This window comes from Paraburkholderia franconis (genome assembly GCF_009362735.1).
In the GTDB taxonomy this organism is placed as follows: Bacteria; Pseudomonadota; Gammaproteobacteria; order Burkholderiales; family Burkholderiaceae; genus Paraburkholderia; species Paraburkholderia franconis.
The window spans coordinates 45,943-72,079 of record NZ_WHNP01000010.1 but is presented as its reverse complement, the minus strand read 5'-3'; the positions used below and the strand labels follow the sequence as shown (position 1 = coordinate 72,079).

Annotated in this window: 26 protein-coding genes; 19 read left to right on the top strand and 7 right to left on the bottom strand. The window is 60.5% G+C overall.

The window, feature by feature from the left end:
* Positions 1-55: 55 nt before the first annotated feature.
* On the top strand, positions 56-325 hold the full coding sequence (locus GCT13_RS13160) for a hypothetical protein (protein ID WP_152758593.1): 270 nt from the start codon (positions 56-58) through the stop codon (positions 323-325).
* Positions 326-366: 41 nt separating this feature from the next.
* On the opposite strand, the gene ligD is transcribed toward GCT13_RS13160, so the two are convergent.
* Both ligD and GCT13_RS13150 read right to left on the bottom strand, forming a co-directional pair.
* On the bottom strand, positions 367-1,338 hold the full coding sequence (ligD, locus tag GCT13_RS13155) for a non-homologous end-joining DNA ligase (RefSeq protein WP_227746814.1): 972 nt from the start codon (positions 1,336-1,338) through the stop codon (positions 367-369).
* A complete protein-coding gene (locus tag GCT13_RS13150; protein ID WP_152758591.1) occupies positions 1,335-1,586 on the bottom strand; it encodes a hypothetical protein in 252 nt (83 codons plus the stop codon). Before GCT13_RS13150 ends, ligD begins: the two co-directional genes overlap by 4 nt.
* 474 nt (positions 1,587-2,060) lie before the next feature.
* Here GCT13_RS13150 and GCT13_RS13145 point away from each other — a divergent pair, with 474 nt between their 5' ends.
* Complete coding sequence (locus tag GCT13_RS13145) at positions 2,061-2,804, top strand: hypothetical protein (protein ID WP_152758589.1); 744 nt, start codon at positions 2,061-2,063, stop codon at positions 2,802-2,804.
* 428 nt (positions 2,805-3,232) lie between these two features.
* Here the strand turns inward: GCT13_RS13145 and GCT13_RS13140 are convergent, their stop codons facing one another.
* The 3 genes from GCT13_RS13140 to GCT13_RS13130 all read right to left on the bottom strand — a co-directional run bounded on the left by GCT13_RS13140 (position 3,233) and on the right by GCT13_RS13130 (position 7,140).
* Positions 3,233-4,447, bottom strand: a complete 1,215-nt coding sequence (locus GCT13_RS13140; RefSeq protein ID WP_152758587.1) for a glycosyltransferase family 87 protein — start codon at positions 4,445-4,447, stop codon at positions 3,233-3,235.
* 122 nt (positions 4,448-4,569) lie between these two features.
* Positions 4,570-6,003: a hypothetical protein gene (locus GCT13_RS13135; protein WP_152758585.1), complete on the bottom strand. Its 1,434-nt coding sequence runs from the start codon at positions 6,001-6,003 to the stop codon at positions 4,570-4,572.
* 75 nt (positions 6,004-6,078) lie between these two features.
* Positions 6,079-7,140 carry a glycosyltransferase family 2 protein gene (locus tag GCT13_RS13130; RefSeq protein ID WP_152758881.1) on the bottom strand — a complete coding sequence of 354 codons (1,062 nt, stop codon included), beginning with the start codon at positions 7,138-7,140 and terminating at the stop codon, positions 6,079-6,081.
* Between the two features lie 2,558 nt (positions 7,141-9,698).
* Here GCT13_RS13130 and GCT13_RS13125 point away from each other — a divergent pair.
* The 13 genes from GCT13_RS13125 (at position 9,699) to GCT13_RS13065 (ending at position 21,652) form a co-directional block, all read left to right on the top strand.
* Positions 9,699-9,890 carry a Flp family type IVb pilin gene (locus GCT13_RS13125; protein ID WP_152758583.1) on the top strand — a complete coding sequence of 64 codons (192 nt, stop codon included), beginning with the start codon at positions 9,699-9,701 and terminating at the stop codon, positions 9,888-9,890.
* Between the two features lie 122 nt (positions 9,891-10,012).
* Positions 10,013-10,204 (top strand): Flp family type IVb pilin, encoded by a 192-nt coding sequence (locus GCT13_RS13120; protein WP_152758581.1) that lies wholly within the window; start codon positions 10,013-10,015, stop codon positions 10,202-10,204.
* Positions 10,205-10,367: 163 nt separating this feature from the next.
* Positions 10,368-10,907: an A24 family peptidase gene (locus GCT13_RS13115; protein ID WP_152758579.1), complete on the top strand. Its 540-nt coding sequence runs from the start codon at positions 10,368-10,370 to the stop codon at positions 10,905-10,907.
* Positions 10,908-11,053: 146 nt separating this feature from the next.
* Positions 11,054-12,484 (top strand): ATP-binding protein, encoded by a 1,431-nt coding sequence (locus tag GCT13_RS13110; RefSeq protein ID WP_321574328.1) that lies wholly within the window; start codon positions 11,054-11,056, stop codon positions 12,482-12,484.
* Positions 12,485-12,547: 63 nt separating this feature from the next.
* The gene (gene cpaB / locus GCT13_RS13105; protein ID WP_152758575.1) at positions 12,548-13,393 is read left to right on the top strand and encodes a Flp pilus assembly protein CpaB; all 846 of its coding nucleotides are present in this window, start codon (positions 12,548-12,550) and stop codon (positions 13,391-13,393) included.
* Between the two features lie 97 nt (positions 13,394-13,490).
* Positions 13,491-15,434: a type II and III secretion system protein family protein gene (locus GCT13_RS13100; protein ID WP_152758573.1), complete on the top strand. Its 1,944-nt coding sequence runs from the start codon at positions 13,491-13,493 to the stop codon at positions 15,432-15,434.
* 21 nt (positions 15,435-15,455) lie between these two features.
* Complete coding sequence (locus GCT13_RS13095; protein WP_152758571.1) at positions 15,456-15,758, top strand: hypothetical protein; 303 nt, start codon at positions 15,456-15,458, stop codon at positions 15,756-15,758.
* A 27-nt stretch (positions 15,759-15,785) separates the two neighbouring features.
* Positions 15,786-17,048: a TadE/TadG family type IV pilus assembly protein gene (locus GCT13_RS13090; protein WP_152758569.1), complete on the top strand. Its 1,263-nt coding sequence runs from the start codon at positions 15,786-15,788 to the stop codon at positions 17,046-17,048.
* Between the two features lie 9 nt (positions 17,049-17,057).
* The gene (locus GCT13_RS13085; RefSeq protein ID WP_152758566.1) at positions 17,058-17,546 is read left to right on the top strand and encodes a TadE/TadG family type IV pilus assembly protein; all 489 of its coding nucleotides are present in this window, start codon (positions 17,058-17,060) and stop codon (positions 17,544-17,546) included.
* Positions 17,543-18,007 (top strand): TadE/TadG family type IV pilus assembly protein, encoded by a 465-nt coding sequence (locus tag GCT13_RS13080; RefSeq protein WP_152758564.1) that lies wholly within the window; start codon positions 17,543-17,545, stop codon positions 18,005-18,007. Before GCT13_RS13085 ends, GCT13_RS13080 begins: the two co-directional genes overlap by 4 nt.
* 27 nt (positions 18,008-18,034) lie before the next feature.
* Positions 18,035-19,216 carry an AAA family ATPase gene (locus GCT13_RS13075; protein WP_152758562.1) on the top strand — a complete coding sequence of 394 codons (1,182 nt, stop codon included), beginning with the start codon at positions 18,035-18,037 and terminating at the stop codon, positions 19,214-19,216.
* A gap of 64 nt (positions 19,217-19,280) precedes the next feature.
* A complete protein-coding gene (locus tag GCT13_RS13070) occupies positions 19,281-20,636 on the top strand; it encodes a CpaF family protein (protein ID WP_193727655.1) in 1,356 nt (451 codons plus the stop codon).
* Between the two features lie 38 nt (positions 20,637-20,674).
* Positions 20,675-21,652 carry a type II secretion system F family protein gene (locus tag GCT13_RS13065; protein ID WP_152758558.1) on the top strand — a complete coding sequence of 326 codons (978 nt, stop codon included), beginning with the start codon at positions 20,675-20,677 and terminating at the stop codon, positions 21,650-21,652.
* On the opposite strand, the gene GCT13_RS50550 is transcribed toward GCT13_RS13065, so the two are convergent.
* Positions 21,643-21,771, bottom strand: coding sequence for a hypothetical protein (locus GCT13_RS50550; RefSeq protein WP_265335287.1), 129 nt, complete (start codon positions 21,769-21,771; stop codon positions 21,643-21,645). The genes GCT13_RS13065 and GCT13_RS50550 overlap by 10 nt on opposite strands.
* Here GCT13_RS50550 and GCT13_RS13060 point away from each other — a divergent pair.
* From GCT13_RS13060 to GCT13_RS13050, 3 genes are all read left to right on the top strand, one after another.
* On the top strand, positions 21,770-22,651 hold the full coding sequence (locus GCT13_RS13060) for a type II secretion system F family protein (RefSeq protein ID WP_407670781.1): 882 nt from the start codon (positions 21,770-21,772) through the stop codon (positions 22,649-22,651). The genes GCT13_RS50550 and GCT13_RS13060 overlap by 2 nt on opposite strands.
* A 16-nt stretch (positions 22,652-22,667) precedes the next feature.
* A complete protein-coding gene (locus tag GCT13_RS13055) occupies positions 22,668-23,129 on the top strand; it encodes a MarR family winged helix-turn-helix transcriptional regulator (RefSeq protein WP_152758554.1) in 462 nt (153 codons plus the stop codon).
* Between the two features lie 68 nt (positions 23,130-23,197).
* A complete protein-coding gene (locus GCT13_RS13050; RefSeq protein ID WP_152758552.1) occupies positions 23,198-23,896 on the top strand; it encodes a methyltransferase family protein in 699 nt (232 codons plus the stop codon).
* 50 nt (positions 23,897-23,946) lie between these two features.
* On the opposite strand, the gene GCT13_RS49160 is transcribed toward GCT13_RS13050, so the two are convergent.
* Entirely contained in the window at positions 23,947-24,207 is a 261-nt protein-coding gene (locus tag GCT13_RS49160; RefSeq protein WP_152758550.1) for a DNA alkylation repair protein, read from the bottom strand.
* 283 nt (positions 24,208-24,490) lie between these two features.
* Between GCT13_RS49160 and GCT13_RS13040 the strand changes: the two genes are divergently transcribed.
* Positions 24,491-26,053 (top strand): multicopper oxidase domain-containing protein, encoded by a 1,563-nt coding sequence (locus GCT13_RS13040; RefSeq protein ID WP_152758549.1) that lies wholly within the window; start codon positions 24,491-24,493, stop codon positions 26,051-26,053.
* Positions 26,054-26,137 lie beyond the last annotated feature (84 nt).

The window sequence follows — 26,137 nt, the reverse complement described above, 5'->3', positions numbered from 1 at the left end:
TGAGTGGATGCCTGATTGCGTCGTGGAGACCTGCCGTCACCGTAGTTGGAAATTGGTGTGTCGACCCGTCGAAGAGCGCGTACGTTGCGTACTACAGAAGTTCGTGTGCGAGCTGGCGGGGCTGGTGATTGTCGGCAATGGGCGCGACATCTCGATGAATTACCCGCGTCTCGGAGATTGGCAGCACCGGCTTGGCCCGATGATCTGGCTGACGTCGACAGGCTTCGTGATCGACACGTCGAAGTGGCCGGGCGGCTTCAATCTCGGCGATCATTCGATCGATCTGGTGGCGAGCGGCTCGAAAAGCTGGCGGCGGCACCGCTGAAGCCGGCGGCGTAAAAGCAGTCCGCAGCCCGTATGATGTGTCTACGAGTAGCGTCCCTTCTTGATTTCCTTGTCCGGATCAATGGCTGGCTCAACCGTCACATCGTGCGCTGGCTTGTCGTCGCGCACCGCGCGAAAAACAGCATTCCGCAGTTCGCCGCTCCTCGTCCATTCGAGAAACGACACCTCGACAACGATCTCAGGTTTGAGCCACAGATAAGCGCGATCGCGCTCCAGTTTCGGCGAGTTGCGGAAAGGCGAGTCGTTCTGCACGCCTGGCTTCGCGCGGGCCACAAAAGCGGACGCCTGGTGGCTTGTGAAGTAGGGTGGAACGCTGCCAACGTAGCGAAACGAGCCGTCTGGATCGAATACGCCGAGTAGCAGGGAATCAATACCAGCCCTACCGCGTGCGACGCCGCCAACGACGAACTCCTGTTGCTGGTGGCATTTGAGCTTGATCCAGTTCGGAGAGCGGCCCGAACGATAAGGCGCATCAACTCTTTTGCCGATGATGCCTTCTAGGTTGATCTCGCGGGCGGATTCCAGCAGCGATTCCGGGTCGTTCGCAAAATCGTTGGAGTAGCGCAGCAGCGGGCTGGCTACTTCCAGCATCAGTTCGCGAAGCATCCAACGGCGCTCTCGCAGGGGCCGTGTCCGCAGGTCTTTGCCATTGAGCCAGAGCAGGTCGAACAGGTACAGGACGATCTCAGCCGTGCTGCGCCGGTCCAACGCGTTTTGCAGGGCATTGAAGTCCGGCACGCCTTGCGCGTTGAGCACTACGGCCTCGCCATCAATCCACCCGTCATTTACCGGAAGCTTCTGAAGCGCATCGCGCAACTTCGGCATGCGGCCGGTCCAGTCGTTGCCGTTGCGTGTAATGAGCCGCACGGTGCCGTTCTCGATCCGCGCCATCATCCGGTAGCCGTCGAACTTGATCTCGTACGACCATTCACCGCGCGTGGGCGGGTGTCTGGCGAGCGTCGCCAGTTCCGGCTCGATCAGCGCCGGCATCATTTGTCGCTATCCTCGTCCTCATCTCGCCATCTGATCGGACAATGGAGCGGCTGCGTCGTGTCAATCCCCGCCATCTGCAGTGCCTCGTCGATGCGCTTCAGCTCAGGACTGAAATCGAGTTCCCACGTCTCGCCCTCGGCCGAGCACAGCTTGCCGTCGTGAATCACCAGCATGTAGCGCGCGAGAAGCAGCGCGTCGATTAGCTTCGACTCGCGCTCGGCCTGTTCGATGAATGCCTTGGGTTTCATGGCTCACCTCCAGGTTGATGATCAGCACGGCTCGGGCCAGATTCGTCATCTGAACCGGTCGCGCGCACCCAGAATACGCAGCCGTATTCGCCGTTCGCCTGTACCTGGACGCGATTGCCCCGCAAACAACAGGCATGCGCAGTGCCTGCAATATCGCCACCCCAATGCTCGCAGTCGCGGCACGCGTGCTTCGTCCCATATGGATCGCGTAGGCCCATTTCGACACCTGTATATACGTACAGTATCGATGCTACACTGACCTCGGAAATCCCGTCTAATACCGAAACCCGGAAGTCCACCGCAAGCGGGTTTTCGCCGCGCAATTTTTAAGCAGGCATTAGACAGTTTCCTGGGATTGCTAATCGTGCCGCGCCTCTCCGCCGACTGCCACCCCGCATGGGGTGCAGGTACGCGAGCCTCCTTATTCGGGAGGCTACGTTAAGATCTCTCAAATCAGCAAGCGGGGAGCGATGGATGAGCAGCGTCGGTGGTGGACAGCCTGAAAGCGACACAGCAGTACAAACGCATGGGGCGACGACCGCGCCGCGTAAGCACCTGTTGGACTACGTAACCGTTTTGGTTGCTGTATTTGCGGCGGCAGTGTCAGCGTTTAGCGCTTTGGCGACATGGTATCAGTATCGGGCGTCGCGGGACCAACTTGCAGCGATGAAGTCTGATCAGCGCGCTTGGATTTCTCTTGATTTGGAGGAGTCTGGGCCGCTCGACCACGGGTCACAGGGATGGACATATGTTTTCAACTACAAGCTTACAAACGTTGGCCGATCACCTGCTTCTGGGCTGACGCTGACGGCGGAGATGATTCCATTGGCGCCACCGTTCACTAAGGACCCGGGGACACAGGGCTTTAGCTATCCGGAACCCATCGCGCGAATTCACGATGCCACTGAGGAGATGTGCGAGGCCAGTTTGAGAGATGCACGCACCGGCTTCGCGGACGGCCTTTTCCCTAACGGAGAAAAACGCGGAAAATGGCGCGTTCGAGATAACTCACCCGGTGACGCATATCTCGCAGGATTCGCTGTAGTCGCGTGCGTGACCTATAAGAACGCTGGCGATCCCGAAGTCCATAGAACCGCCCGCGTTTTTACTCTCGAGAATCACGATGTCGCAAAGCCGATCCATATCGGCGACGACGGTATAGTTTTCCAAGGGTTTGATTTCGCTCCATACCCATTGGATGGTTGGATCGCAGATTAGGCGGAGCCGGGTGTGGGTTTTTCTGCCCTAAAACAGCAAACACTGTTCGCATATACAGCACTTTGACCGCCCGCAAACCCTTATAACACCGTAGAACAGCGTCAAAAGGCTGTATGGACGTACAGCATAGTGGGACTCATAATCCGCCGGAGAAATCCCGTCGTCGGTTCGAACCCGACCCGGCCCACCAAAAAATAGCCTTGTATTTCAAGCGATTAGTGTGCCGTTAAGCATAATCCTGTTGATGGACGAGCCGTTCTCAATGCGTTAGTCAGGTGGTCTGGTAGTGGGGCTCTTCGAGGGATGTCGTGGTTTCCGACACGCTGCAGCCATTATCTGTCGCAGTCGGTTACGGCAATCGGCAACGGGCTGACTGTCCACGCACAGGCCGCGCATGCCTTCCCGCGCTTTTGTCTGTGGCTGAGTCCTCACCCTTGTCGCAAGCTGCCCATGCATTGTTCTTGACGCATGCTCCGCATGAGGTTGCGTTTGGCGATGACGAACAGGAAAACCGGTAGTACAAACGGTGCCCATTGGTAGATGTTGGGAAACCATCGTGCGAGCAAACCCTGTAACGGGAGAAGCCAAGCGATAATGGCTATTTGGGTAAGCGCCTTGTACGTACCATTGCGAAAAATATCTGCGGCAATAAATGCAATAGCAATCGCAAGCCATGCGAGATCATAAAAAATGATATACGGCGAGACCAAGAGTGTTGCCACGGCCAAGGCGGCGCACTTCATCTGATGCGAATAGCTCCCCTTCCAGATAATGACGATGGCCACTAGCGCGAGAGCGCCGTACACACATTGAACCAAGTAGGCTTGAGGCGCACTGACTCCCGCAACCCTGAGTACGCCGTAAATGCTGGTCATTGCAACCCAGATATCGTCAGTGTTTTGCGTGATCCAGGAACTGCCAAACGTTCCTAGTGCATGGTAGAAAGCAGTAAAGGAATCTTTTCCCAGGATTAGCAAGCAGATCCCGGCGTAAAGTCCGGTAAAAAAAGTGGCCGAGAAAAATGCTTTCCACCGCTGCCCGCAAATCAGCGCCACGGGGAAGAGAATGCCCAATTGCGGCTTGATGCTGAGCAGGGCTATTGCCGCTCCCGCGATGACGGGACGCGTTGGCAGCATCGATAAGGCAATGGCGGCAATGGCAACCGTCAGCAGGGAGTTTTGGCCGAAGCCGATTACGATGAAGATTGCGGGGAATCCAAGCGAATATCGCCAAATCGGAATGCCGATGGGGCGTGCGATGAGATGCATCGCATACACATAGAGCAGGATGCTCGCAGTGAGGAAAGTGATCAGCGCTGCATTGAAACTGAGCCAGCCGAGCGGGAGCACGAACAGCAAAAAAGTCGGGGGATAGGGCCACGGAGTGTAGTCCATGTATGGACGCACGGCCAGTTCCATAGGGCGCATGAATTCGGGAGAATAGATTGCCGCCGCGCCGTGCTCGATGGCGACACGTGCAGCGGACCAGTACACAGCGAAGTCCATGCCTAGTGCGGGGGATTGCGGCTGATGCAGTACATAGTGGCGAACAATCAGGATGGCAAGGAAGACAAGCTGCGATCCAAAGCAGAACCAACTGTACGTTGCAAAACGGGTGCCGGCATCAGGCGATTTTTCTTTCAATTTCGACCTCCCCGTCAATATCTCATTTGCGCTTCGTGAATGGCATGCAGTGTGCCGTTCATATCCCTGATCCCGGTTGATGAGGCAGGTGCGTCGGCACTGCCAGTCAATACCCGTCAGGCTTATCCCTTTCGGACATACACCACCGCCTGGTCGTCCGCATAAATTCGTTGCCAGTCGGGCAGCGTATCCATCATGACCGCGACGGCACTATCGGCATGGAGGATTGCCCATCGAACCTGGTATTTCGTCACCAGCCGCTCAAACGCGTTGCGGTCAGGCGCCGACGCGGCGAGGTAAGCGGACACAAAATCGTCGCCATACATGTCGGCGCGTCCATCGATGATGGGCTTAACATTTCTGAATATCAGGTACCCGCCAAATTCGTAGCTGTTGAAGACGGGTTCCTTCAGGATCTCTGCGGGTACATGCTTCAGTGCCGTGATCGGTGACACAGGGCTGTCGGTTCGCACGACCGGGTGGGCGACGCGGATTGCGGTCACGACTAGCACGCAGGCGAGTGCGCCGAGAATCCATTGCGCCCCAGCGGGGCGGACTGTGGCCGGTTTGTCTCCCCCGCGGAGTGCACGCCCGAGCGGCTCGGCGAGGAGCACGGCTCCTAACACACCCGCGACCATCTGGTGCCGGCTATGCTGAAGGGCCATATGAATAAGCCCGAACAGCATGAAAACGCGGGATACTGGCAACCGCACACCCCGCGAAAAGCCGACATACAGCAGCGTAGCCAATGCCAGTTCAAGTGGCTGAAGATGCTGGAAATCAAGCGACTTCCATTCTTGAATGATTGCGTTGCTCTTCATACTCATGAGCTGGACGGGATGCACCAGACCATGCCAGCCGTTGGGGTTCAGGAGCGAAGCCACAGTTGCCGCGGCGAAGAACAGACTCCATTGACGTGCGACGCTAACGCGGTCATTGCTAGTGTCAACTAGGGCTTCAATGCCGATCGTCATCAAAATGACGAGGCCGAAAATGAAACTCCCATGCAGATTCGCCCAAAGCGTCATGATGGGAAGGAGGAGGAACGAAGGCGCTGTCCCCTTTCTTTTCGCCTCAAACAAAGCGATTGACCAAAGTACCATCACAGGTAACGCGAGCAGATGCGGTCGCGTCACCATGCTGGGAGCAACGCACGCCGCAGCACAGACAAGCACGACCACGACTCCCAGTGCATCCAGCCAGCGGGCCAGGTGGTGGGCCAGCAGCGCAAACGTCAACGCGCTCGCGGCGCCATAAAGCGCCACCAGGGCGTTCCAGCCGCCCGCTTTATACGCAAGCGCCATGAGTACTTCGGACAGCCATTCGTGCGCCACCCACGGTGCGCCTGCAAATGAGTAGGAGAACGGATCGGTGTGCGGAATCTCGCGGTGCTGCAGGATCCACGTTCCCGCACCGATGTGCCAGTACGTGTCGCCGTCTCCCATGACGGGGCCAAATACGACGATCACATAGCCAATGAAAGCAGCAGCCAGCCAGCATGGCGGCCAGCCCCTGGAAGTAGCAGCCCTGGCGTGTCCGGCAATGACGTGTTCCAATGTGCCTCCTATCGTTCTATTGACCGGCCGATGCAGGTTGGAAAGCGACCGGGCGGATGCTGGCAAGACTCGAAATTAGCGGCTAACGGCGCGCACGCGCGCCATGACATGCCTGCGCGAAAAATCCGCTCGCTTTTCCCTGAGCACGTCGGGATGACGGCGGCCGACTGGCAAGACGCTAATCTTGCTTTTGACCTGGTAGCGACGTCGGACCAGATAGACCGGCCGGTTCTTCGACTCGTAATAGATGCGTCCGATATACTCGCCGATCACGCCGATCCCGATCAATTCGATGCCGCCCATGAAAAGAACCACTGTGAGAAGCGATGGATAGCCATGAACGCGATTGCCGAAGAGGAGCGTGCTGCCGATGATGTAGGCGCCATACGCGAACGCGAGTGTGGCAATCAGCAGGCCGATGTAGGTCCAGCTTCGCAGCGGCACAGTACTGAAGCTCGTAATGCCTTCGAGTGCAAAGTTCCAGAGCTTCCAGCCCGAGAACTTCGAATGTCCGGCAACGCGTGTATCGCGCCGGTATTCGATGATCACCGTTTGAAGCCCCACCCAGGCGAAGAGCCCTTTCATGAAGCGCCGTCTCTCAGGGAGTCGCCGCAGCGCATGGATGACCCGTCGGTCCATCAGGCGGAAGTCTCCAACGTTCTCGATCAGTTTCACATCTGAGAGCGCGTTGTGGACGCGATAGTAGGTCGCGGCTGCCGCACGTTTCAGGAAAGTGTCGCATGCGCGGTTCGTCCGTTTGGCCGCGACCACTTCCGCGCCATTGCGCCAATGCTCGATCATGACGGGAATCAGACTGGGCGGATCTTGAAGATCGGCGTCGATCGGGATTACCGCATCCCCGATTGCTTCATCGATGCCCGCAGTCAATGCAGCTTCCTTGCCGAAATTCCGTGTGAGGTCGATCACACGAACTCGGCTATCCCGGGCATGCTGGCGGATCAGCTGATCCAGGGTGCCATCGCTACTGCCGTCATTGACGCACACGATTTCGAAGCGAATGTTCTCGATCGCATCCAGTATCGGAATGACACCCGCAAAAAAGCGCGGGATAGCATCGATTTCGTTGTAGAACGGCACAACGAGCGAGATGAGCTGCTTGCCCGGCTTGGCAGACATAATGTGATCCCCGTGATAGCTTGCGTTCGACTTTTTATTTTTTAAACCGGCAATAAAACGTTCAACGCTTTTGGCCAGTCCGGCTGGGTACTCCACGGTCCTGAGTACCAGTCAGAAGCTCGCCATCTGACGCAACCGAAAGTCGGCCGGCACTTGACGGGTCACGATTCGCCCTTGCGTCGCATTTCGCACGACACCCCATTGCGAAGGACACCGTACTCCACGACAGAATTCTGTTGCCCCGATAACAGCATGGCGAGGAATTTAGCTAAGGATGCTGAGCCTCGCTTGCTCCACTCGAAGCCAGATTTGTGCCACCGAAGGCCAATGTTCCATTTCCAACGATGTACCTAAGGAAGCAAGACATCCGGTTCAGAGTGGATCGAAAAATTGTTTCATTGATGAGAAACGTTTTTTGTGTCTTGCCGAATTCTGTTGCACGTCGCTATCAAGGGGCAATTCCTTTCCCTTGGCTACTGCTCGCTATCTAAATAGGCAAATGCGCCTGCGACGACGGTCCAATCGATGCGGCACGCGTCAGGTCACTCATTTGAAAAATCCGGTAGATGTGGGGGGAACATTTTGTTTCACGAATGAAAAATGGATCATATGTTTGCGATGTAGTTGCGTCGTCTGCCGAAAACATCTGAGCACTTCGATAACTGGTGCCTGATGCTTAGCCAGTTTGGCGTTTGCCGGATTGCGCTTCGAGCAGAGCCAATGGCGTCGCGCAAACGTTTTTGCGTTTCTGTCCAATCCGACGTGCTGCGCCGAAGATGACCGTCGTCTGTCCGCGAATGCAGCTTGTACGATTACATGAAACCCGATGCGAGCCTTGGGAGGCAATCGGACAGAGAGTCTGCAACCGATACTTGAAAAAGGCTGGCACTCTCGCAGATGACGCATGCCGCCCAAATTCGTTTCACTTTTGAAACAGCGCATCCCGACATTTCCCGGTTCGATTGACTCTATGCGTGATGCTGTGCCTTATCGATCCCGAGTGGACGGTCTAACCACTTGACCAAGTAACGATGCGTAAGGAGTCTTTCGACCGATTCCGGTCTTCTCGTAAATGCGATCGAGTATGTTCGGTGAACGAGGATTCGGAGAGCGGTTCCGCTGATCGCTTGAAGACCCACAGTTTCCCGCTGAAGAAATTTGACGTCATCCCAGCGATTCCACCGATGGCGACGGCAACGGTTCTCCGAAAGACGAGCGTGGGCAAAGAGGAATGAGGCTCGCCGGGCAGTCACGCATGCTGTTGACGCGCGCCTCGACAAACAGCCTCCCGACATTTCGTACCGAGAGAGACTTGCACACGTGGTGGCGCGACGATCCCGCGCAGGAAATGGAAGTCTTGGCGCGCTATTACCTGAAAATACGTCCGATCGATGAGAGACCTGCCGGGAGACGACTCTGCCCGCCGTCGGGTTCGAAGCGAGCCGCCAAATCGTGATCTTTTGAGCGTTCCTGCTGGTTGTTCAACCGAATTTGCGCCAGGAACCGCATCGCGCCGCCCCGTCCGCCTTTGTCGGCCGGTCCGATCGGTTTCTGCCGGATGCCGCGTGGCGAATCGGCGGACGAACGCTTCGGTCGACTAGCCGCGCTTCATCGTAAGCTTCGACCCGAACGAGCAAGGATTACCTCTCATGTATCGGGGTTGTAACGAAATGTGACGATGACGGCCAACCGGTCCGGCGAATCCAAAAATAAGGGTATTCATCAGTCCACACCCACCGGAATCGGCGATCGGGAAGCGTCCGCGACGCCTTGATCGAGCATTTAGTACCGAAGTTTTCGGTCTAATCCGATCTCGGCGACATTTTTACCCAACAATTCATGTTTCGAAGCTGTAACAAAATGTGACGGGTCAGTGCGCTCATCCATTTTGGCGGCGTGGATTGTGTCGCGGAGATTTCGCCTTCCCAATAATTGGGGCCGACCGTTGCAGACGCTTGAACTGCCGTCAAAGCGCCCACCGTGCGCAATCCTGCATGAAGGTTTCCTCAGACATTTTCTGTTCGCCGCCCCACATTCGTATCCGCGCGATCCTCACAATTCCCAATTTTGACAATTTTCACCGCTGAAACATTCGCCGTCACGGACGCGTCAGGACTCGTTCTTTTGGCTGAATGAACCAGTTCCAGCAAGCCTTCCCGCATGGATGGCACTGTTCTGGCTATATGTCCCCGCGACGGTGACGCGCGCACTGCTCAGCAGGATGAGCGTCACGGTTTCAGGCGCTGCAGGGCAGCTGACGGGGGGTTCAGTTCTGCGGCGTCCGGAAACTTCATCGCTTTCGGGCTTCGGCTGTCGACAGCGACGAAGGTCAGGCAACCGCGACGACGGTCTCGGCCGTCGTTAAGGTTTTCGAAGTAAATGGCGTTGGGGAGAGGCGGGCTGGAGCGCGGCGAATAGCAACAACGCGCTCCAGCACCGAACCGGTCGTTGATGCCAATCCGGCTGCGCAGTCTGCAGCTTTTAACCAGTGCTCGGTTCCCGCAGCGGGCATGTCTAGCGTACCTGAGTAAAACAACTTCTTTGTTAAGGAGATTCAAATGCAAAAAACTCTCGACCTGATCCGTGCCTTTGCGCGTGATGAAGATGGTGTGACGGCGATCGAATACGGCCTGCTGGCTGCGCTGATCTCCGTGATGGTGATCGGTGGCGCGACGGTGGCCGGTACCAACCTGAACACCATCTTCACATACGTCGGTAACAAGCTGGCCCTCGCATCGGGGAACACGTAAGCGACAGCCGGCGTGAGCGGAGCTGCCGGCCCTTCGCCGGACAGTTCCGCGACCGGCGACGCGAAGTGAGTTGAGGAACACGAAGAATCACTGATACAAACCTTCAAACCAAGGAGATTGAGATGCAAAAAACTCTCGACCTCATCGGTGCCTTTGCCCGCGAAGAAAATGGCGTGACGGCGATCGAATATGGTCTGCTGGCTGCGCTGATCTCGGTGATGGTGATCGGTGGGGCGACGGTGGCGGGTACCAGCCTGAACACCATCTTCACGTACATCGGTAACCAGATCGCTGCCGGAGCGGCGAACACGTAATCGACGTAGGCGACGACAGGCGTGAGCGGAGCTGCCGGGCTTTTGCCAGGCAGCTCCCTGATCGGCGGCGTGAAGTGCAAAACGAAGCATCGATAGATAGAAGAACTGAAGAGACCGATTGCGTGTCAGTCGGAATCTGCAGCAGCACAAACGGGGAAACGCCATGAACGCTTTTGAATTTCCGGTCGGCATTTGTCTGCTGGGTTTGTTGGCAGTGGCAGCGCGATCGGATCTGCATTCGCGCCGCATTCCAAACCCGCTCGTGGTGACGGGACTGGCGCTGGCGCTCGCCGTGCAGTGGTGGCAGCACGGTGCAGCCCAAGGGTACGCGTCGTGGGGGCTCGGATTGCTGACGGGCGGGGTCCTGTTCCTTCCGCTGTATCTGCTGCGCGGCATGGGCGCGGGCGACGTGAAGCTTATGGCGATGGTGGGTGCGTTCGTCGGGCCGGAACTGGCGTTCGAGATTGTGCTGGTGACGTGCACGATCGGCGGTGTCTGGGCGCTCGCAGTCGTCGTGTTCAAACGCGCGTTGAAGTCGACGGGGACCAACATGCTCGCGATCCTGCTTTCGAGGGGCGGCAGTCTGATGGACAGGGAACGAAGCGTGGCACTGCCTTCTGTCGGGTCGCTGCCATATGGCGTGGCCATTGCGCTGGGTACGTTGAGCATCATGATCCTGCGCGCCGGACAGAGCATCGTTTGACGCGGCACCGGATTCGAGCAGAAGACTCATACGGGGAAGAGAGCCCACGCCGAGGGGCGGCATAACGCGAGCACAAGGCAGCACAAGGAAGCAGAAGGCAGCACGAGATCTTTAGCGCGATGCGCGGGACCAATCGGGGGTACAACGTGAAAGACGAACAACACACGGCGCCGCAAGCGTCGGCCGAGGTAACGCGCCTGCACGACGCAAGCCGCGCCCGCGCCGATGAGAATCTTGCCGAAGCGAGCCTGCTGGCCCGCGCGCCGCGGACAATTGCCGAAACAGGCCTCGACCAGACCTTTCTTCTCGAACTCGTCGCCAAGTCCGCCTTTGTGATGGGCAAAGTGACGCTGTCCCAGCTCACGCAGCGTCTCAAGCTCGGCGCCGGTGTGCTCGACAGCGTCGTGTCGTTCGGCGTGCGCGAGCGGATTCTCGAAATCGTCCGGCGCGGCGCCAGCGACCTCGATGTCGAACTGCAGCTGACGGAAGGCGGTCGTCAACGTGCGTCCGAATTCATGAACCGCTGCCGTTACGTCGGCCCGGCTCCCGTATCGCTCGCCACCTATGAAGCGGCGCTGAAGCGGCAATCCGTCCGGCACATGCACGTGACGTACGCACAGATGCGCGCGGCCTTCGCAGGGCTGACGGTCAGGACCTCTCTGCTCGACGACATCGGCGGCGCGGTCAATAGCGGCAAGCCGGTGATCTTCTTTGGCCCGCCGGGCAGCGGAAAAACTTCGCTTGCCGAACGATTGGGCAAGCTGTTGCCGGGCCGCGTCGCCGTGCCCTATGCAATCGCGGTCGAGAACGAAGTGATCCAGATTTTCGATCCGCTCATTCACGACCCCGTCACAGGCACCGCGCACGACAGCGCATCGGGCGCCCCGAGCGACGCACGGTGGCAGATTTGTCGCCGGCCGACGGTGCTGTCGGGCGGCGAACTGACGCTCGACATGCTCGAGTTGCGCTACGACGCAGCGAGCGGTTTCTATCAGGCGCCGCCGCACGTGAAAGCCAACGGCGGGCTGTACGTGGTCGATGACCTGGGCCGTCAGCGCGTCGAGCCGGCCGAACTGCTCAACCGCTGGATCGTGCCGTTCGACCGCGGCCGCGACATGCTGACCTTGCACACGGGCTTGCGCTTCTCGCTTCCGTTCGACGTCTGGGTTGCGTTCTCGAGCAACTTCGCGCCGGGCGATCTGGGCGACGAGGCCTTCTTCCGGCGCCTGGGCTGCAAGCTGTACGTCGGTCCGCTCGACGTCGCCGAGTACCGGGCCGTGTACGAGCGCCGCTGCGGAGAACTCAATGTCATTTCGGATGACGATGCGTTCGAATATCTCGTTCATCACCTGCACATGACGTCGGGCCGGCCGTTGCTCGCCTGTTATCCGGGCGATCTTCTACGCATCGTGCTCGCCAACGCGAAGTACCTGGATCAGCCCGCAATCGCCGATGCACTGAATCTGTTGCGTGCCTGGAACAGCTATTTCGCGGTCACGGGTGAGCACGACGCCCCGCCGCCGACGCAACAGCAGGGCGCCTCGGAGCGGGGCGCAAAAAAATCAGCGGCCGGTTAATGGACCGGTTAAGCGGCCGGAAACCCTAATCAGGAAACAGGTCAGTAATCAGGGAGGTTCACCATGAAGAACGTACGCGCCCTCGTGATGTTGGTGATAGCTGCCGTGGCCGGACTCGGCGCCGTGGCAATGGCATCGCGCTGGCTGATGGACAAGTCGTCGGGCATGACGGCGAAGGTCGCCGTCGCGGCCGTCGACATCAATCTCGGCCAGCGGCTGAATCCCGAGTTCATCAAGATGGTCGACTGGCCATCGGGCAGCGTGCCGCCCGGCACGTTCGGCGACGTGCAGAAACTCGACGGGCGCGTGATGAAGAACAGCGTGCTGCGCGGCGAGCCGATTCTCGAAGGCAAGCTCACGCCCGTCGGCACAGTGGGCGGCCTGTCGGCCGTGATCGCGGAGGGGCGCCGCGCCATCACCGTGCGGGTGAACGACGTGATCGGCGTGGCGGGATTCGCGTTGCCCGGCAACTACGTCGACATCATCGTCAGCACGCAGCAGGACAAAGGCAGCGACAAGGGCTCGAGCAAGGACGAAAGCATCTCCAAGATCGTGCTCGAGAAGATCCTGGTGCTCGCCGTCGCCCAGGAAGTCGGCCGCGACGAGACCAAGCCTAAGGTCGTCAATGCCGTCACGCTCGAAGTTACGCCCGAGCAGGCAGAGAAGCTCGATCTGGCGCGCAGCGTGGGCACGCTGTCGCTCGTGCTGCGCAACCAGGTCGATACCGCCACGCTGCCGACCGTCGGCGCAACGAAGTTCACGTTGCTCGGCGCGTCAGCGCCGGTGGCCGCGTCGGCGCCCGCGGCACCTGTGCGGCCCGTACGCGCGCACTACGTGGTGCGGCACGCCGCACCGCGCGACTGCGTAGGCGTTCTATCAGGCGTGCTGGGCAGCGTCGAGTGTTTCTAGGCGGAACTGGACAGGGCGTGAGCGAGCGCTGGACATCCGGCGCCGCAAGGACCACACGTCGCGATCGAAAGACATCGGGTAACGGGGGCATTGAAAAATGAAGACGAATCAGGGGGTTCCGGGCGGCTGCCAGATGCAGGGCCGCTCACTGCGCAGCACGGCGCTCGTCGCGGCGCTTTGCTTTGGGCTGGTGGCCGCGCAGACCAGTGAGGCGCAGGAAGCGATCGAATACCCGGCACTTGCGAAGCGCGGTGCGAATCCGCCGCTGCCGACCGCGCGCGGCGCAGCGCCGATGATGGTCGCGATGGCGCCGATGCAGGGACAGCCGGCTGCCGTTGCGATGAGCGGGCCGATTCCGTTGCGCGGCCCGAGTTGCACGGGAGAAATCCGCGACGAAACCAGCGTCAACGTACCCGTCGGCAAATCGGTCCTCGTACCGCTTGCCGAGCCTGCGCGCAATCGCACGCTCGGCAACCCGGTCGTCGTGCAGGCTGCGCTGGTGTCGCCCCGTACGCTTTACGTCGTCGGGATGACGGTCGGCACGACCAACATGATCGTGCAGGGCAAGAGCGGCGCGTGCCAGATGATCAACGTGATCGTCAATGTCGACGCCGAAGGGCTGCAGCGGGCGCTCGGCCAGCTGATGCCCGAAGAGCGGGGCATCCGCGTATCGACGGCGGCCGGCAACCTCGTGCTGGCTGGCCGCGTGTCGAGTGCGCCCGCGGCACAGCAGGCCATGCAGATCGCTCAGGCATTCGCGGACTCACAACCCACGCAGCAACAGCAGGCCGCGTCGGCGAATTCCGGCAACGGGACGACGAGCGTGAGCCAGCAAAGCTCGAGCACGAGCAAGGCGACGACAGTCATCAATATGATGTCCGTCGATTCGCCGCAGCAGGTGATGCTCGAAGTCAAGGTCGCGGAGGTGGCGAAGACGCTGATCAACCAGTTGGGCTCGGCCGTCAACATCCAGGGCGGCTTCGGCTCGTGGACGGGGGCGCTGGTGAGCAACCTGCTGGCCGGCGTGACGAGCGCGTTCGCCGCCAGCAAGGCCAACAACCGTCCGTTCAATCTCGCGGTCGATGCGCAGAAGACTGACAATCTGGTCAAGATTCTTGCAGAACCGAACCTCGTGACGGTCAGCGGCCAGGAGGCCACGTTCCTATCGGGCGGCAAAATCTTCATTCCCATTCCGCAGAGCAGCGGCAACGGCGTAGCGAGCATCACGCTGCAGCAGGAAGAGTTCGGCGTCGGGCTCAGGTTCACGCCGACTGTGCTGGCGGGAGGGCAGATCAACCTGAGGGTGGCGCCCGAAGTGTCCGAACTGTCGCCCACGGGTGTGACGGTCTCCGCCTCCGGCTCGACGGGTATTTCCATCCTGCCGCTCATCAACACGCGCCGCGCATCGACGGTTGTCCAGATGCACGATGGCGAATCGTTCGCGATCGGCGGCCTGTTGAGCAGCAACGTGACGGGTGCGCTGAAAGCGGTTCCGGGGCTGGGCGAAGTGCCCGTTCTCGGCGCATTGCTTCGCAGCACGAATTTCCAGCAGGACCTGACGGAACTCGTGTTCATCATCACGCCGCATCTGGTGAAGCCGATGCAAACGCAGAACTATCCGCTGCCGACGGACAGCTTCTCGCAACCGAATGTCGTCGACGTCTATGCGACAGGCAACATGGAAGGCCGTCATGGCAGGACTTCCGTGGCGCCCGTAGGCACGCCGCCGGACGTGCAGCCGGTGCCCGGTCCGGCTCCCGCTCCCGCGCCTCAGGCGCCCGCCGCGCCTGCCACGATGGCCCTCCCTCCGCACGACACGCAGGCAACGTCGGACACGCCGGCCCGGCCGTCGACGACGGGCACCGAGGAGCCGCCGGCTGATATGCGGACACCCGCACAGCCTGCCGCACAGACCTCGATGAAGGACGGGAACGCGGACAGGGCGGCGCGCATCGAAGCCGCCGCCCGAAGAATCGCCGTGCTCGAAGGTCGACAGGAAGTCACGAATGCCAATGCGTCAAGCCATGCGCTGGGCCGCTGATCTGATGCCAAGGGGAATCTCATGAAACTCGAACTCATTGTCTTCGCGCGTCGCGCAGCGCTCGTCTTGCCCGCCTGTCTCGCGCTGAACGGATGCATGACCAGCACGCCGATCTGGGATGCGAATTTCGGCAAGGCGCTGAAAGCCGTCACCCAGGCGCAGATCATCGATCCGCACGCCGGCGAGCATGCGCCCGCCACACAGGGCATCGACGGCGTGGCCGCCACTGCCGCAATGGACAACTACGACAAGAACTTCCAGAGACCTCTGCAGACGGCGAATCCGTACGTCATCGGAATAGGCAACGGAAGCTCGGGGCAGTAGGAACGGGAACAGGCACGGGAGATCGTCATGCGTCGCGTCAATCAACCTCGTGGATACGGTGCCGCTCGTCGCGGCGAGCGTGGCGTCGTGGCGATCATCGTCGCGCTCACGCTCGCGGTGCTGGTCGCCTTCGCCGGCATCGCGATCGATCTGGGCAAGCTGTATGTCGCGAAGAGCGAATTGTCCAATGCAGCCGACGCCTGCGCGCTCGCGGCGGCACGCGACCTGACGCACGCGGTGTCGCTCGCGGCACCCGAGGCGGCGGGCATGACGGTCGGGTCGAGCAACCGCGTGCTGCTGCAAAGCGAGAACGTGGCGCTTGCGACGAACAGCAACGTCACGTTCAGCAAGCAGTTCACGGGCCCTTATCTGACGAAGGACCAGTTCACGACGGCCGACGTGCCGAACATCGGCTATGTGCGTTGCACGGTGAACCGCACGGGTATCGCCAACTGGTTCATGCAGGTGCTCAACTCGGCGCTTGGAACGTCGGCTGTCGCGGCGACGGCGGTTGCGTCGACCACGCAGTCGCAAACCACGTGCGCGCTGCCTGTCGCCATCTGCAAGCCTGCCGCGGGCAGCCCATACAACCCGGGCGACTGGATTCCCAGCAAGGTGGGTTCGGACGGTCAATTGACGGGCAACTTCATGTGGGTCGCGTACCCGGGCGCGAACAGTGTGCCCGACATGAAAGCCATGCTGACGGGCTCGGGACAATGCACGTTGCCAACGCTCGGAACGCAGGTCGGCAAGACGGGCAACGTTCAAAGCCTGGACGGCGCATGGAACACCCGTTTCGGGATCTACCAGAATCCCTACAACGGGCCGCCGAACCCGAGCGGCGTATCGGATTTCACGGGCTACGCCTACTGGCCGACGGATACGACGCTCATCAACAGCGGCGGCGTCATTCCAGGCATGAACAAGTTCCCGGATTTCCGCGACAACCGGCGGCCGAATCACACGCCCTACCAGGGAGGCCTTAACGTGCAAGGAACGACGCAAGCGCAGAGCGATTACGTGAGTGGCGCCGACCGTAGACTCGCACTCGTCCCGGTCGTTGACTGCTCAGGGTTGCAGAACAGTCAGCAGGCTCCGATTCAGTCATGGTCATGCGTTCTGATGTTGCACCCGATGGAGAAGAACAACAACACCCTGCCGCTTAACGGCGCCATCTACCTGGAGTATCGCGGCGACGCGACCGACCCGGCCACGCCTTGCGCAACTCAAGGCATTCCAGGCAACACGTCGGCCGGCATCGGGCCGATGGTGCCGGTACTGGTTCAGTAGGAGAACGTCATGCGCCCGCAAAGAAAATCGCCGCGCGGGATGCGCGGAGTCGTCGCCATCGAGTTCGCGCTGCTCGCCATTCCGCTCTGCACGCTGCTGTTCGGCATCGCGGAGTTTGGCCACGCGTTCTATCAATACAACACGATCGTGAAGTCGGTCAGGGACGCGACGCGTCTGCTCTCGACCTACGACCCGACGGACACCACTGACTATCCGCTCGCGCAAGCCAAATGTCTGGCTGTTTCCGGCACGCAGGACTGCTCGGGCACGCCGCTCGTCGAAGGCCTGACTGTGAACATGGTCGTGGTCTGCGATCAGGTCAATACGACGGGCTGCACAGGGCAGTACAAGAACGTGCAAACCACTCCGGCTGCCGAGACGATCAATCTCGTGGAGGTCACGATCACGGGATATCCGTACGCGCAGATCACTGGGTGGTTCGGCCTGAATGGCATGAAATTCGGGGACATCAGCTGCGTGATGAGGCAAGTGCTATGAACAGAACCGCAATCGGCCGCCTGCCTGGCGCGCGGCGTCAAAGAGGTGTAGCGGCGCTCGAGTTCGCCCTCGTCGCGGTAATGTTCTTCACGCTGCTCATCGGCATCATGGAGATGGGGCGCGTGCTGTTTTACTGGAACTCGGCATCCGAAGCCACGAGACTGGGCGCGCGCGTCGCAGTCGTGTGCGATGTCAACAGCAGTCAGACAGCCACCAACCCGGTGATCAAGGGCATGCAGCAGATGCTGCCGATACTGAAACCCGCCAACGTCACGATTACGTACACGCCGAACAATTGCGACGCATCGACGTGCACGTCGGTCACGGTGGCCATTACGAACGTCACGGTCAATACCGTGGTGCCATTCGTGCCGTTCAATCTGGCGATGCCGCCGTTCTCGACGACCTTGCCGCGAGAAAGCCTGAACAGCGTGAACGGCACCAATCCAACCTGCATCTAGACCATCGCTTATTACGGGACGAATGAAATGATCGACATTCTCACGATTTCATCCGATCCGGCGCACGCCAGCGCCGTCGCACGGATTGTCGAGGCAGGCGGTTCCCACCATCGCATCAGGACTTCGACGGCAGGCCTGCTCGATCTCTGCACGGACAAGGAAGCGCTCGATGGCGTCGACCTGCTGATCCTCGACGGCGCGCATCTGACACAACAGGACTTCGATGCACTGCTGGCCATTGCGACGAAGCATGCCGATCTGACCTGCATGCTGTTGACGCCATCGCCGTCCACCGATCTGCTGATTCGCGCGATGCGCGCAGGCGTGAGGGACGTGCAGCCGTGGCCAGCCGATCCCGAGGACTTGCGGCGTGCCGTCGAGCGCATCGCGACGAAGACCAACGGCACGCGGCGCGACGGCCGGGTGATCTCGTTCGTTTCCTGCAAGGGCGGCAGCGGCACGTCGTTTCTTGCGGCGAATCTCGCGTTCGCGGCGTCGACCTCGGGCAAGCGCGCACTGCTGATCGATCTGAACCAGCAGTTCGGAGAAGCGGCCTTCCTCGTATCCGAAGCCACGCCGCCTGCCACGCTCGCCGATGTCAGCGCGCAGATCGAACGGCTCGACCCCGCGTTTTTCGAGGCATGCCTGACGCGAGTCAGCGACAGCTTCGACGTGCTCGCCGGGGCGCCCGACCCGGCGCGAGCGAAGGACATCAAGCCGGAGCATCTGCAACGCATCCTGAACCTGGCGCGTCCTCAATACGATCTCGTCATCTTCGATATCGGGCAGAGCATCAGCAATGTGTCGATCGCCGCGCTGGATCAGAGCGAATACATCTTCCCCGTGCTGCAACTGAGCCTGCCGTATCTGCGGGGCGGCCGCAAGTTGCTGGAAATTTTTCGCTCGCTTGGCTATCGCGGCGACAAGGTCCGCGTGCTGGTCAACCGCTATGAAAAGAAAGGGCCCGTGGGGCTGTCGGAACTGGAGAAAGCGCTGGGCCTGCGCGTGGCGAGCGTGATCCCTGAAGACGAGGCGTCCGTGTCCGCCTCGATCAACCAGGGCGTGCCCATCCTGCGCCTTGCCCGATCGAGCGGCGTCGCGAAAGGATTGAGCGAACTGGTGCGCAGTCTGTCGCCCCCGCCGGCGGCCGAGCGGAGCAACAGCATCCTGCAGAAATTCTTTAGCCGGCCTGCATTGAGCAGAGTGTGAAGCGCCCGGGAAACAGGCTGAGCAAAGCGGTGAGCAAAACAGGAGAACCACAATGGACAACGTGATGACACTGCGCGAGCAGTTTTTCCACCAGCCCGAAGCGTCGCTGCAGGACCAGGGCATACATCGCTCGAAAATGGCGCAAAGGGCCTACCAGGAACTGAAGAAAAACGTTCATCAGTCGATCATCGATCGCGTCGAACTGGAAAAGCTGCAGCGCCTGTCGAACGATCAGATCCAGCATGAACTCGCGCAACTGGTCGAGCGAATCGTCGAAGAAGACAACGTGCCGATAAACGAGCTGGAGCGCCGGCAGCTCGTGCGCGACGTGCGCGACGAGATGCTCGGCTTTGGCCCGCTCGAACCGCTGCTGGCCGATCCGACGATCTCCGATATCCTCGTGAACACATACAAGCATGTCTACGTCGAGCGGCGCGGCAAGCTCGAACTGACCGACGTCACGTTCTATGACGACGCGCATCTGATGAAGGTGATCGAAAAGATCGTGTCGCGCGTCGGCCGCCGGGTCGACGAGTCGAATCCGATGGTGGACGCGCGTCTTCCCGATGGCTCGCGGATGAACGCGATCATTCCGCCGTCCGCCATCGACGGGCCCTTGCTGTCTATTCGCCGCTTCGCCGTCAATCCGCTCAGCACGAAAGACCTGATCGAGAATCAGAGCATGACGCCGCCGATGCTGCAGGTGCTCGAAGCGATGTCGGCCGCGAAGATGAACGTGCTGGTCTCGGGCGGAACGGGCAGCGGCAAGACGACGCTGCTGAACGTGCTGTCGGGATTCATTCCGTCGGACGAACGGATCGTCACGATCGAGGATGCCGCCGAGCTTCAGCTGCGCCAGATGCACGTGCTGCGTCTCGAAACGCGGCCGCCCAATATCGAAGGCCGGGGCGAGATTACCCAGCGCTCGCTGGTGCGCAATGCGCTGCGGATGCGGCCGGACCGCATCATCCTCGGCGAGGTGCGCGGCGCCGAGGCGCTCGACATGCTGCAGGCGATGAACACGGGCCACGAAGGATCGCTTGCGACGGTGCACGCGAATACCCCGCGTGACGCGCTCACGCGGCTCGAAAACATGATTGGCATGGCAGGGCTGAATCTGCCGCCCAAATCCGCGCGCCATCAGATCAGTTCGGCGATCAGCGTGATCATCCAGGTCGCGCGCCTGACGGACGGACGCAGAAAGATCACGAGCATTCAGGAAATCACGGGGATGGAAGGCGACGTCATCAACCTGCAGGAGATTTTCACGTTCAGGCGTGCCGGCGTCGATCGCGACGGAAAAGTATGCGGGCATTTTTGCGCGACGGGCGTGCGGCCGAAATTCTCCGAGCGTCTGCAGGCGTTCGGCGTTGCCGTGCCCGATACGCTGTACGACCCGTCGAAGCACTACCCCGTATGAACCCCGCATGACGGGAATGACTTTGCGAGGGATCTGACATGAACTTTATATTCTATGGATTCGTCATCCTGGTGTTTGCCTCGATCATCCTGCTGGTCGAAGCCGGCTATCTGTGGTGGCATAGCCGGCACAGCAGCGAGGCGAAGCGCCTCGAAAACCGCATCCGGATGATGTCTGCGGGTGGCCACGGCCATGAACGCGCGGTGTCGATTCTCAAGCAGCGCGAGTTGAGCGCGTCGCCGCTGATGACCCGGCTGCTGCTGAAAGTGCCGCGGATTCATGCGCTCGACCGCTGGTTGATTCAGTCGGGTCTGGACTGGACGGTCGGCAAGTTCATCGTGCTGACGGCATGCCCACCCATCGTGTTCGTGCTGATCGCCCAGATGGTCTATATCCCGATCCCGGCGGTTGTCGCGCTGGTGCTGGTCGCGGCCGCGTTTGCACCGTTCAGGGTCCACCGCGCAAAAATCAAGCGGCTCAAGCGGCTCGAGGCGCAGTTGCCGGAGGCTGCGGACATGATGAGCCGCTCATTGCGCGCAGGCCACTCGTTCTCGACCGCACTCGGAATCGTCGGCGACGAGATGCCGGAGCCAATCGGCGGCGAGTTTCGCACCGCATTCGACGAAATCAATTTCGGTGTCCCGCTCAATGAAGCGCTGGGCGCGCTCGCGAGCCGCGTTCCGATCAGCGACCTGCGCTACTTCGTGATTGCCGTGCTGATCCAGCGCGAAAGCGGCGGCAATCTCGCTGAGATTCTCGGCAATATCAGCAGCCTGATCCGGAGCCGGCTCGCGTTGCTCGGCAAGGTAAAGGCGCTCTCTGCCGAGGGGCGGCTGTCGGCCTGGATACTTGGACTCCTGCCTTTCGGGGTCGCACTGGTCATTTCGGTCATCAACCCCGGGTTTATCAACATACTGTGGACCGACCCGGCGGGACTCAAGCTAATCGGCGCTTCGGCCGTCATGATGGTGTTTGGCGCCGTGTGGATGCGGAAGATCATCCGGATTCACGTTTGAATATCTGAATGGAGATGGGTCCGTCCCATGCCTGCGATGAAAACAGAGCAGATCATATTGCTTGCCATCGTCTTCGCGATCGTTGCTGTTGCCGCCTTCGGCGCGATGGCGGTGCTCATGCCCAATTCGGTGAATCGACGCCTGAAGACGATTACAGGCGGCGACACGCCGCAACAGGATGCGTCGAACGATATCGACGCGCAGTGGGTCAGGAAGATCGCGGAGGTATCGAAGCCGCTCGCGAGCCTCTCGATTCCGAAGGAAGGCTGGGAGCGCTCCCCATTGCGCACGCGTTTCATGCACGCGGGATGGCGCAACGCATCGGCGCCGGCACTCTACTTCGCGGCGAAGACGGTGCTCGTAGTTGGGCTGCCGCTCCTCTGCCTGGTCGTGTCCGCGCCCTACGTCGCCACGGATGCAGGCCACAAGGTCGCCCTGCTGCTGCTGGTGCTTGCCGTCGTTGGCTACTATCTGCCGAACGTCGTGCTGGCGCGCCGGATACAGAGTCGCCAGCAGTCCATCTTCGAGGACTTTCCCGACGCGCTCGATCTGCTCACCGTCTGTATCGAAGCGGGGCTTGGGCTGGATGCGGCACTGATGAAGGTGGCCGACGAGATGCATATCAAGAGCCGGATCCTGAGCGATGAATTGCAGCTTCTTCTGCTCGAACTCCGGGCGGGGCAGAGCAAGGAAACGGCGCTGAAGAATCTCGCGATGCGCACTGGCGTGGAAGATCTCGACGTGCTGGTGGCAATGCTGATTCAGGCCGAACGTTTCGGCACCAGCGTTGGCGACTCGTTGCGCGTGCATTCGGAAAATCTGCGCCTGAAGCGCCGGTTGCGCGCAGAAGAGGCTGCGGGAAAGATCGCCGTCAAACTGTTGTTCCCGCTGATGTTCTGCATCTTCCCCACGCTGATGATGGTGCTGCTTGGCCCCGCCTTCATTCAGGTGGTTCGCGTGCTCCTGCCGACAATCGCGGCGATGGGCGGGGGAACGTGATGACAGGAGAGACGACATGACATATGCAGAAAAAAACGCGGAAGTCGTCAAGTTGCGATTCATGCTGGGCGTCAAGCTGGCGGCTTTCAACCAGTTCGTGGCCGAGCGTCTCGGGCTGAACGTCACCGATCTCAAGTGCCTGGAAGTGGCCTGCTATGACGAGGTTCAGCCCGTCACGCCTGGCCGACTGTCGAAGCTCATGCGGCTGTCGCCGAGCAGTATCACGACGTCGCTCAAACGTCTTGAAAAGGCAGGCTTGATCAAGCGGGAAACGGACCCGACTGACGGGCGGCGCATTCTGCTGCGTTTCGTCGCCGGACGCCGAACGCTGATCAATGTCTGTTATGAGCAGGTCAATCGCAGTCTCGCCGAATTCGACAGCCGACTCGACAGCACGGAACTGGAGAGCATCAAGAAGTATCTTTCCGGCCTCGTGCAAATCGTGGACGGCTACCTCGAAGAAAACCAGACGGACTGACGCGCACGTACGTTCCCGCGCGGGCCGCCAGAGGACAACGTAAAGACAAGAGTGAATCGGGGAAGGGTATGAACACGATCATCGATCATGAAGGGAATTCTGCTGCACAACTGGAGCTCTGCTCGGGACAGGTTGCAACCCCGGCTTCGCCACGGGTCATGGACGTGCTTCTCGAAGTCATGGCGCGGGTGTGCGCGGCAGTCACGCTGAGCATCTTCTGCTATATGGCGTTCGTTCACTGGCGTGCCGATCCGGAGCGCATCACGTTGGTGCTGCTCGTCGTCGCGGAATGCATGACGATGGGCTTGTCGCTGTTCACGCGCGTGCCTGTGCGGCGCGACTGGACGCCGTTCGCATTCTTCTGTTCGATGGGGGCATCCTATTACTTCCTCGCGGTTCAACTCGCACCGGGTGTCCAGCTTGTGCCGGAATCAGTGGGGGCGACGCTCCAGGTTGCCGGGATCTGCTGGCAGATTTTTGCCAAGGCTTCGCTTCGCCGCTCGTTCGGCATCCTGCCAGCGAACCGCGGTGTCGTTTCCACAGGGGCATACCGTTTCGTGCGGCATCCGATTTATCTCGGCTATTTGATCGCGGACGTCGGTTTTCTGCTTTCGAACTTCGGCGTGCGGAACCTGGTGGTTTACGGTGTTCTGTTTGCATTGCAGGTTGGGCGAATCGGACGGGAGGAGCGGCTCCTGAACAACGATGCGCTTTATCGCGCGTACAGAAGCAGAGTGCGATATCGCGTCCTGCCCGGACTCTACTGAATGCTTGGGCGGCATGCGCTGCGTCTGATGGTTCAGCCGCCGAAAGTCGATCACCGATCGATGGCCGTGTAGCAGCATTCGCGCTCCGCTTTGTTCCACGACTGTCGAGTCGCGTCGAGCAGCGCATGCGGCGACTGCCACTGTTGCGCGATCAGTGCCTTCACTGCATCGCGCCGAACCGGCGCAGGTAGTCCGAGAAATACGTAGCGGTTCAACATGTACCGCTCCATCTTCGCGGCCTGTTCCGGATTTGCGAGCGGCCGTAATGCCGCTTCGATCGCGTCTGCGAATTGCTGTGGTGTCGTGCTCACGCGCGCCTCGTTCTGCTTGCAGCATTCATACGATGGACGCTATCACAGCCGCCCGGCGCAAAGTCTCACGTCATCTGCCCATACGCGGCGCGTGCATTGCCGCGTATTCCCCGTTCCTGTTGGGTCAACCCTACCGCAAGTGTAGGGAGGTGCCCCATCCCGCCGTTCGTTGCCCATCTGCAAAATCCAGATACGGGAAGGTGTGACGATGCGCCTGGTCCCGTGATCGCAGAGCCCGACGGCAGCGCGCCCCCGCGCTGACTGACTCCTCAGCGGAGGTCCTATGTTCAGTACCCTCGCATATCGCAACGGCGTGGCGGCGCTGTTGCTACTGTTGTTCGCGTTGCCGTCCTTCGCGCAGTCCTTCCGGGTGCAATGTCCGCCCACCACCACGCTGCATCCGAATGCGTTGCCGGCAGGCGCGGGCGAACCTGCCTACACGGGCCCGTCCTTCACGGGATCGACCTCTCAGCCGACGAACGTCGTGAACGGCGCGATCAAATGCCAGCAGATCTCGGGCGGCGACGGCTATGCGACGATGGCCGACGGCACGCAGACCTATCTGTTCGCATTCGGCCCGTTGTCGGGTCTTGCCGACATCAAGAAGGGACTGCCGGGCACCGAGTTCGCGTCGGTGTTCAACGTGGTCGGCACGGCCGCCGATCCCAACTACAACGGCGCGATCGGTCTCGTGCCCGATCCGGACTCGACGCCGCCGGGGCAGCTGACGGGCCACGTCGATCCGCGCCAGATCATGGACGTGGGCGTGATGAACGGCAACATGCCCGCGCCGACGATGGCGATCGACGAGGACGACGAGTTCTTCCTCACGCTGACCAACGTCGGCATGATCATGCGGCCCGACCTGTTCGAGCAGCATACGGTGCACTTCCACGGCTATCCGAATGCGTCGTCGTTTTATGACGGCGTACCGGATGCGTCGGTCGCGATCAATATCGGCGCGAGCTTCACTTACTACTACCTCGCGCCCGACGCGGGCACCTACTTCTGGCACTGCCACATCACGCCGCCTGAGCATTTGCAGATGGGCATGGTCGGGCAGATCTTCGTGAGGCCGCGCCAGAACCGCGTGGCGGGCGGCGCCAAGCTCTACGATGCGCTGGTGCTGCAGCAAAAAGATCCGCGCACGGCATGCGGCAACGACATTCTCTGCTCGACGCCGCTGCCGCTGCCGAACGGATACATGCACGCGAACAACAAGAGCGGCACGCCGACGCTCTACGCGTACAACGACGGCGACGGCACGACCGCTTATGACGTCGAGTACCCGGTGCAGATTCACGGCTTCGATCCGAACTTCCACTTCGTGGGCATGACGTTCAATCCGGAGCCCTTCACCGACATGAAGGACAAGTACTTCCTGCTCAACGGCCGCAGCTATCCCGACACCGTTACGCAAGGTCCGATACAGACGCCCGTCGCCGACGGCTCGCAGCACTTCTCGCAGCCGCTGCCCGCGCTCATCAACATTCCGGCGGGCGGCAAGGCGCTCTTGCGGATTTCGGACCTCGACACGAGCGAATTCCAGACACTCGCCTCGCTGGGGATTCCGATGCACGTGATCGGTGTCAACGCGCGCCTGCTGCGCGACCTGGCGGGCAACGACATGACCTATATGACCAACTCGATCACGCTCGGCGGCGGCGAGTCGATCGACGTGATTCTCGACGCGAGCGATACGACGCGCTACGCGGCGGGCTCCGTCTTCTATCTGTACACGCCGAACCTCGATCACCTGTCGAACGATGCCGAGAACTTCGGCGGATTGATGACCGAGGTCCACATCTGTCATTCGGTGGACCCGACCACGAAGTCCTGCACCTAGGAGATGAGCCGTGGGCAACATCATCGACAACCTCTGGCGCGCAAGACACGCGCGCCGCGGCCCGGCGCTGCGTTTCACGCTCGC

Excerpts from the sequence above, each read along its gene's own strand:
- ligD (WP_227746814.1), bottom strand. The coding sequence starts at position 1,338 with ATGATGCCGGCGCTGATCGAGCCGGAACTGGCGACGCTCGCCAGACAC.
- GCT13_RS13150 (WP_152758591.1), bottom strand. The coding sequence starts at position 1,586 with ATGAAACCCAAGGCATTCATCGAACAGGCCGAGCGCGAGTCGAAGCTA.
- GCT13_RS13145 (WP_152758589.1), top strand. The coding sequence starts at position 2,061 with ATGAGCAGCGTCGGTGGTGGACAGCCTGAAAGCGACACAGCAGTACAA.
- GCT13_RS13130 (WP_152758881.1), bottom strand. The coding sequence starts at position 7,140 with ATGTCTGCCAAGCCGGGCAAGCAGCTCATCTCGCTCGTTGTGCCGTTC.
- GCT13_RS13125 (WP_152758583.1), top strand. The coding sequence starts at position 9,699 with ATGCAAAAAACTCTCGACCTGATCCGTGCCTTTGCGCGTGATGAAGAT.
- GCT13_RS13120 (WP_152758581.1), top strand. The coding sequence starts at position 10,013 with ATGCAAAAAACTCTCGACCTCATCGGTGCCTTTGCCCGCGAAGAAAAT.
- GCT13_RS13115 (WP_152758579.1), top strand. The coding sequence starts at position 10,368 with ATGAACGCTTTTGAATTTCCGGTCGGCATTTGTCTGCTGGGTTTGTTG.
- cpaB (WP_152758575.1), top strand. The coding sequence starts at position 12,548 with ATGAAGAACGTACGCGCCCTCGTGATGTTGGTGATAGCTGCCGTGGCC.
- GCT13_RS13100 (WP_152758573.1), top strand. The coding sequence starts at position 13,491 with ATGAAGACGAATCAGGGGGTTCCGGGCGGCTGCCAGATGCAGGGCCGC.
- GCT13_RS13095 (WP_152758571.1), top strand. The coding sequence starts at position 15,456 with ATGAAACTCGAACTCATTGTCTTCGCGCGTCGCGCAGCGCTCGTCTTG.
- GCT13_RS13090 (WP_152758569.1), top strand. The coding sequence starts at position 15,786 with ATGCGTCGCGTCAATCAACCTCGTGGATACGGTGCCGCTCGTCGCGGC.
- GCT13_RS13085 (WP_152758566.1), top strand. The coding sequence starts at position 17,058 with ATGCGCCCGCAAAGAAAATCGCCGCGCGGGATGCGCGGAGTCGTCGCC.
- GCT13_RS13080 (WP_152758564.1), top strand. The coding sequence starts at position 17,543 with ATGAACAGAACCGCAATCGGCCGCCTGCCTGGCGCGCGGCGTCAAAGA.
- GCT13_RS13075 (WP_152758562.1), top strand. The coding sequence starts at position 18,035 with ATGATCGACATTCTCACGATTTCATCCGATCCGGCGCACGCCAGCGCC.
- GCT13_RS13070 (WP_193727655.1), top strand. The coding sequence starts at position 19,281 with ATGACACTGCGCGAGCAGTTTTTCCACCAGCCCGAAGCGTCGCTGCAG.
- GCT13_RS13065 (WP_152758558.1), top strand. The coding sequence starts at position 20,675 with ATGAACTTTATATTCTATGGATTCGTCATCCTGGTGTTTGCCTCGATC.
- GCT13_RS13060 (WP_407670781.1), top strand. The coding sequence starts at position 21,770 with ATGCCCAATTCGGTGAATCGACGCCTGAAGACGATTACAGGCGGCGAC.
- GCT13_RS50550 (WP_265335287.1), bottom strand. The coding sequence starts at position 21,771 with ATGAGCACCGCCATCGCGCCGAAGGCGGCAACAGCAACGATCGCGAAG.
- GCT13_RS13055 (WP_152758554.1), top strand. The coding sequence starts at position 22,668 with ATGACATATGCAGAAAAAAACGCGGAAGTCGTCAAGTTGCGATTCATG.
- GCT13_RS13050 (WP_152758552.1), top strand. The coding sequence starts at position 23,198 with ATGAACACGATCATCGATCATGAAGGGAATTCTGCTGCACAACTGGAG.
- GCT13_RS13040 (WP_152758549.1), top strand. The coding sequence starts at position 24,491 with ATGTTCAGTACCCTCGCATATCGCAACGGCGTGGCGGCGCTGTTGCTA.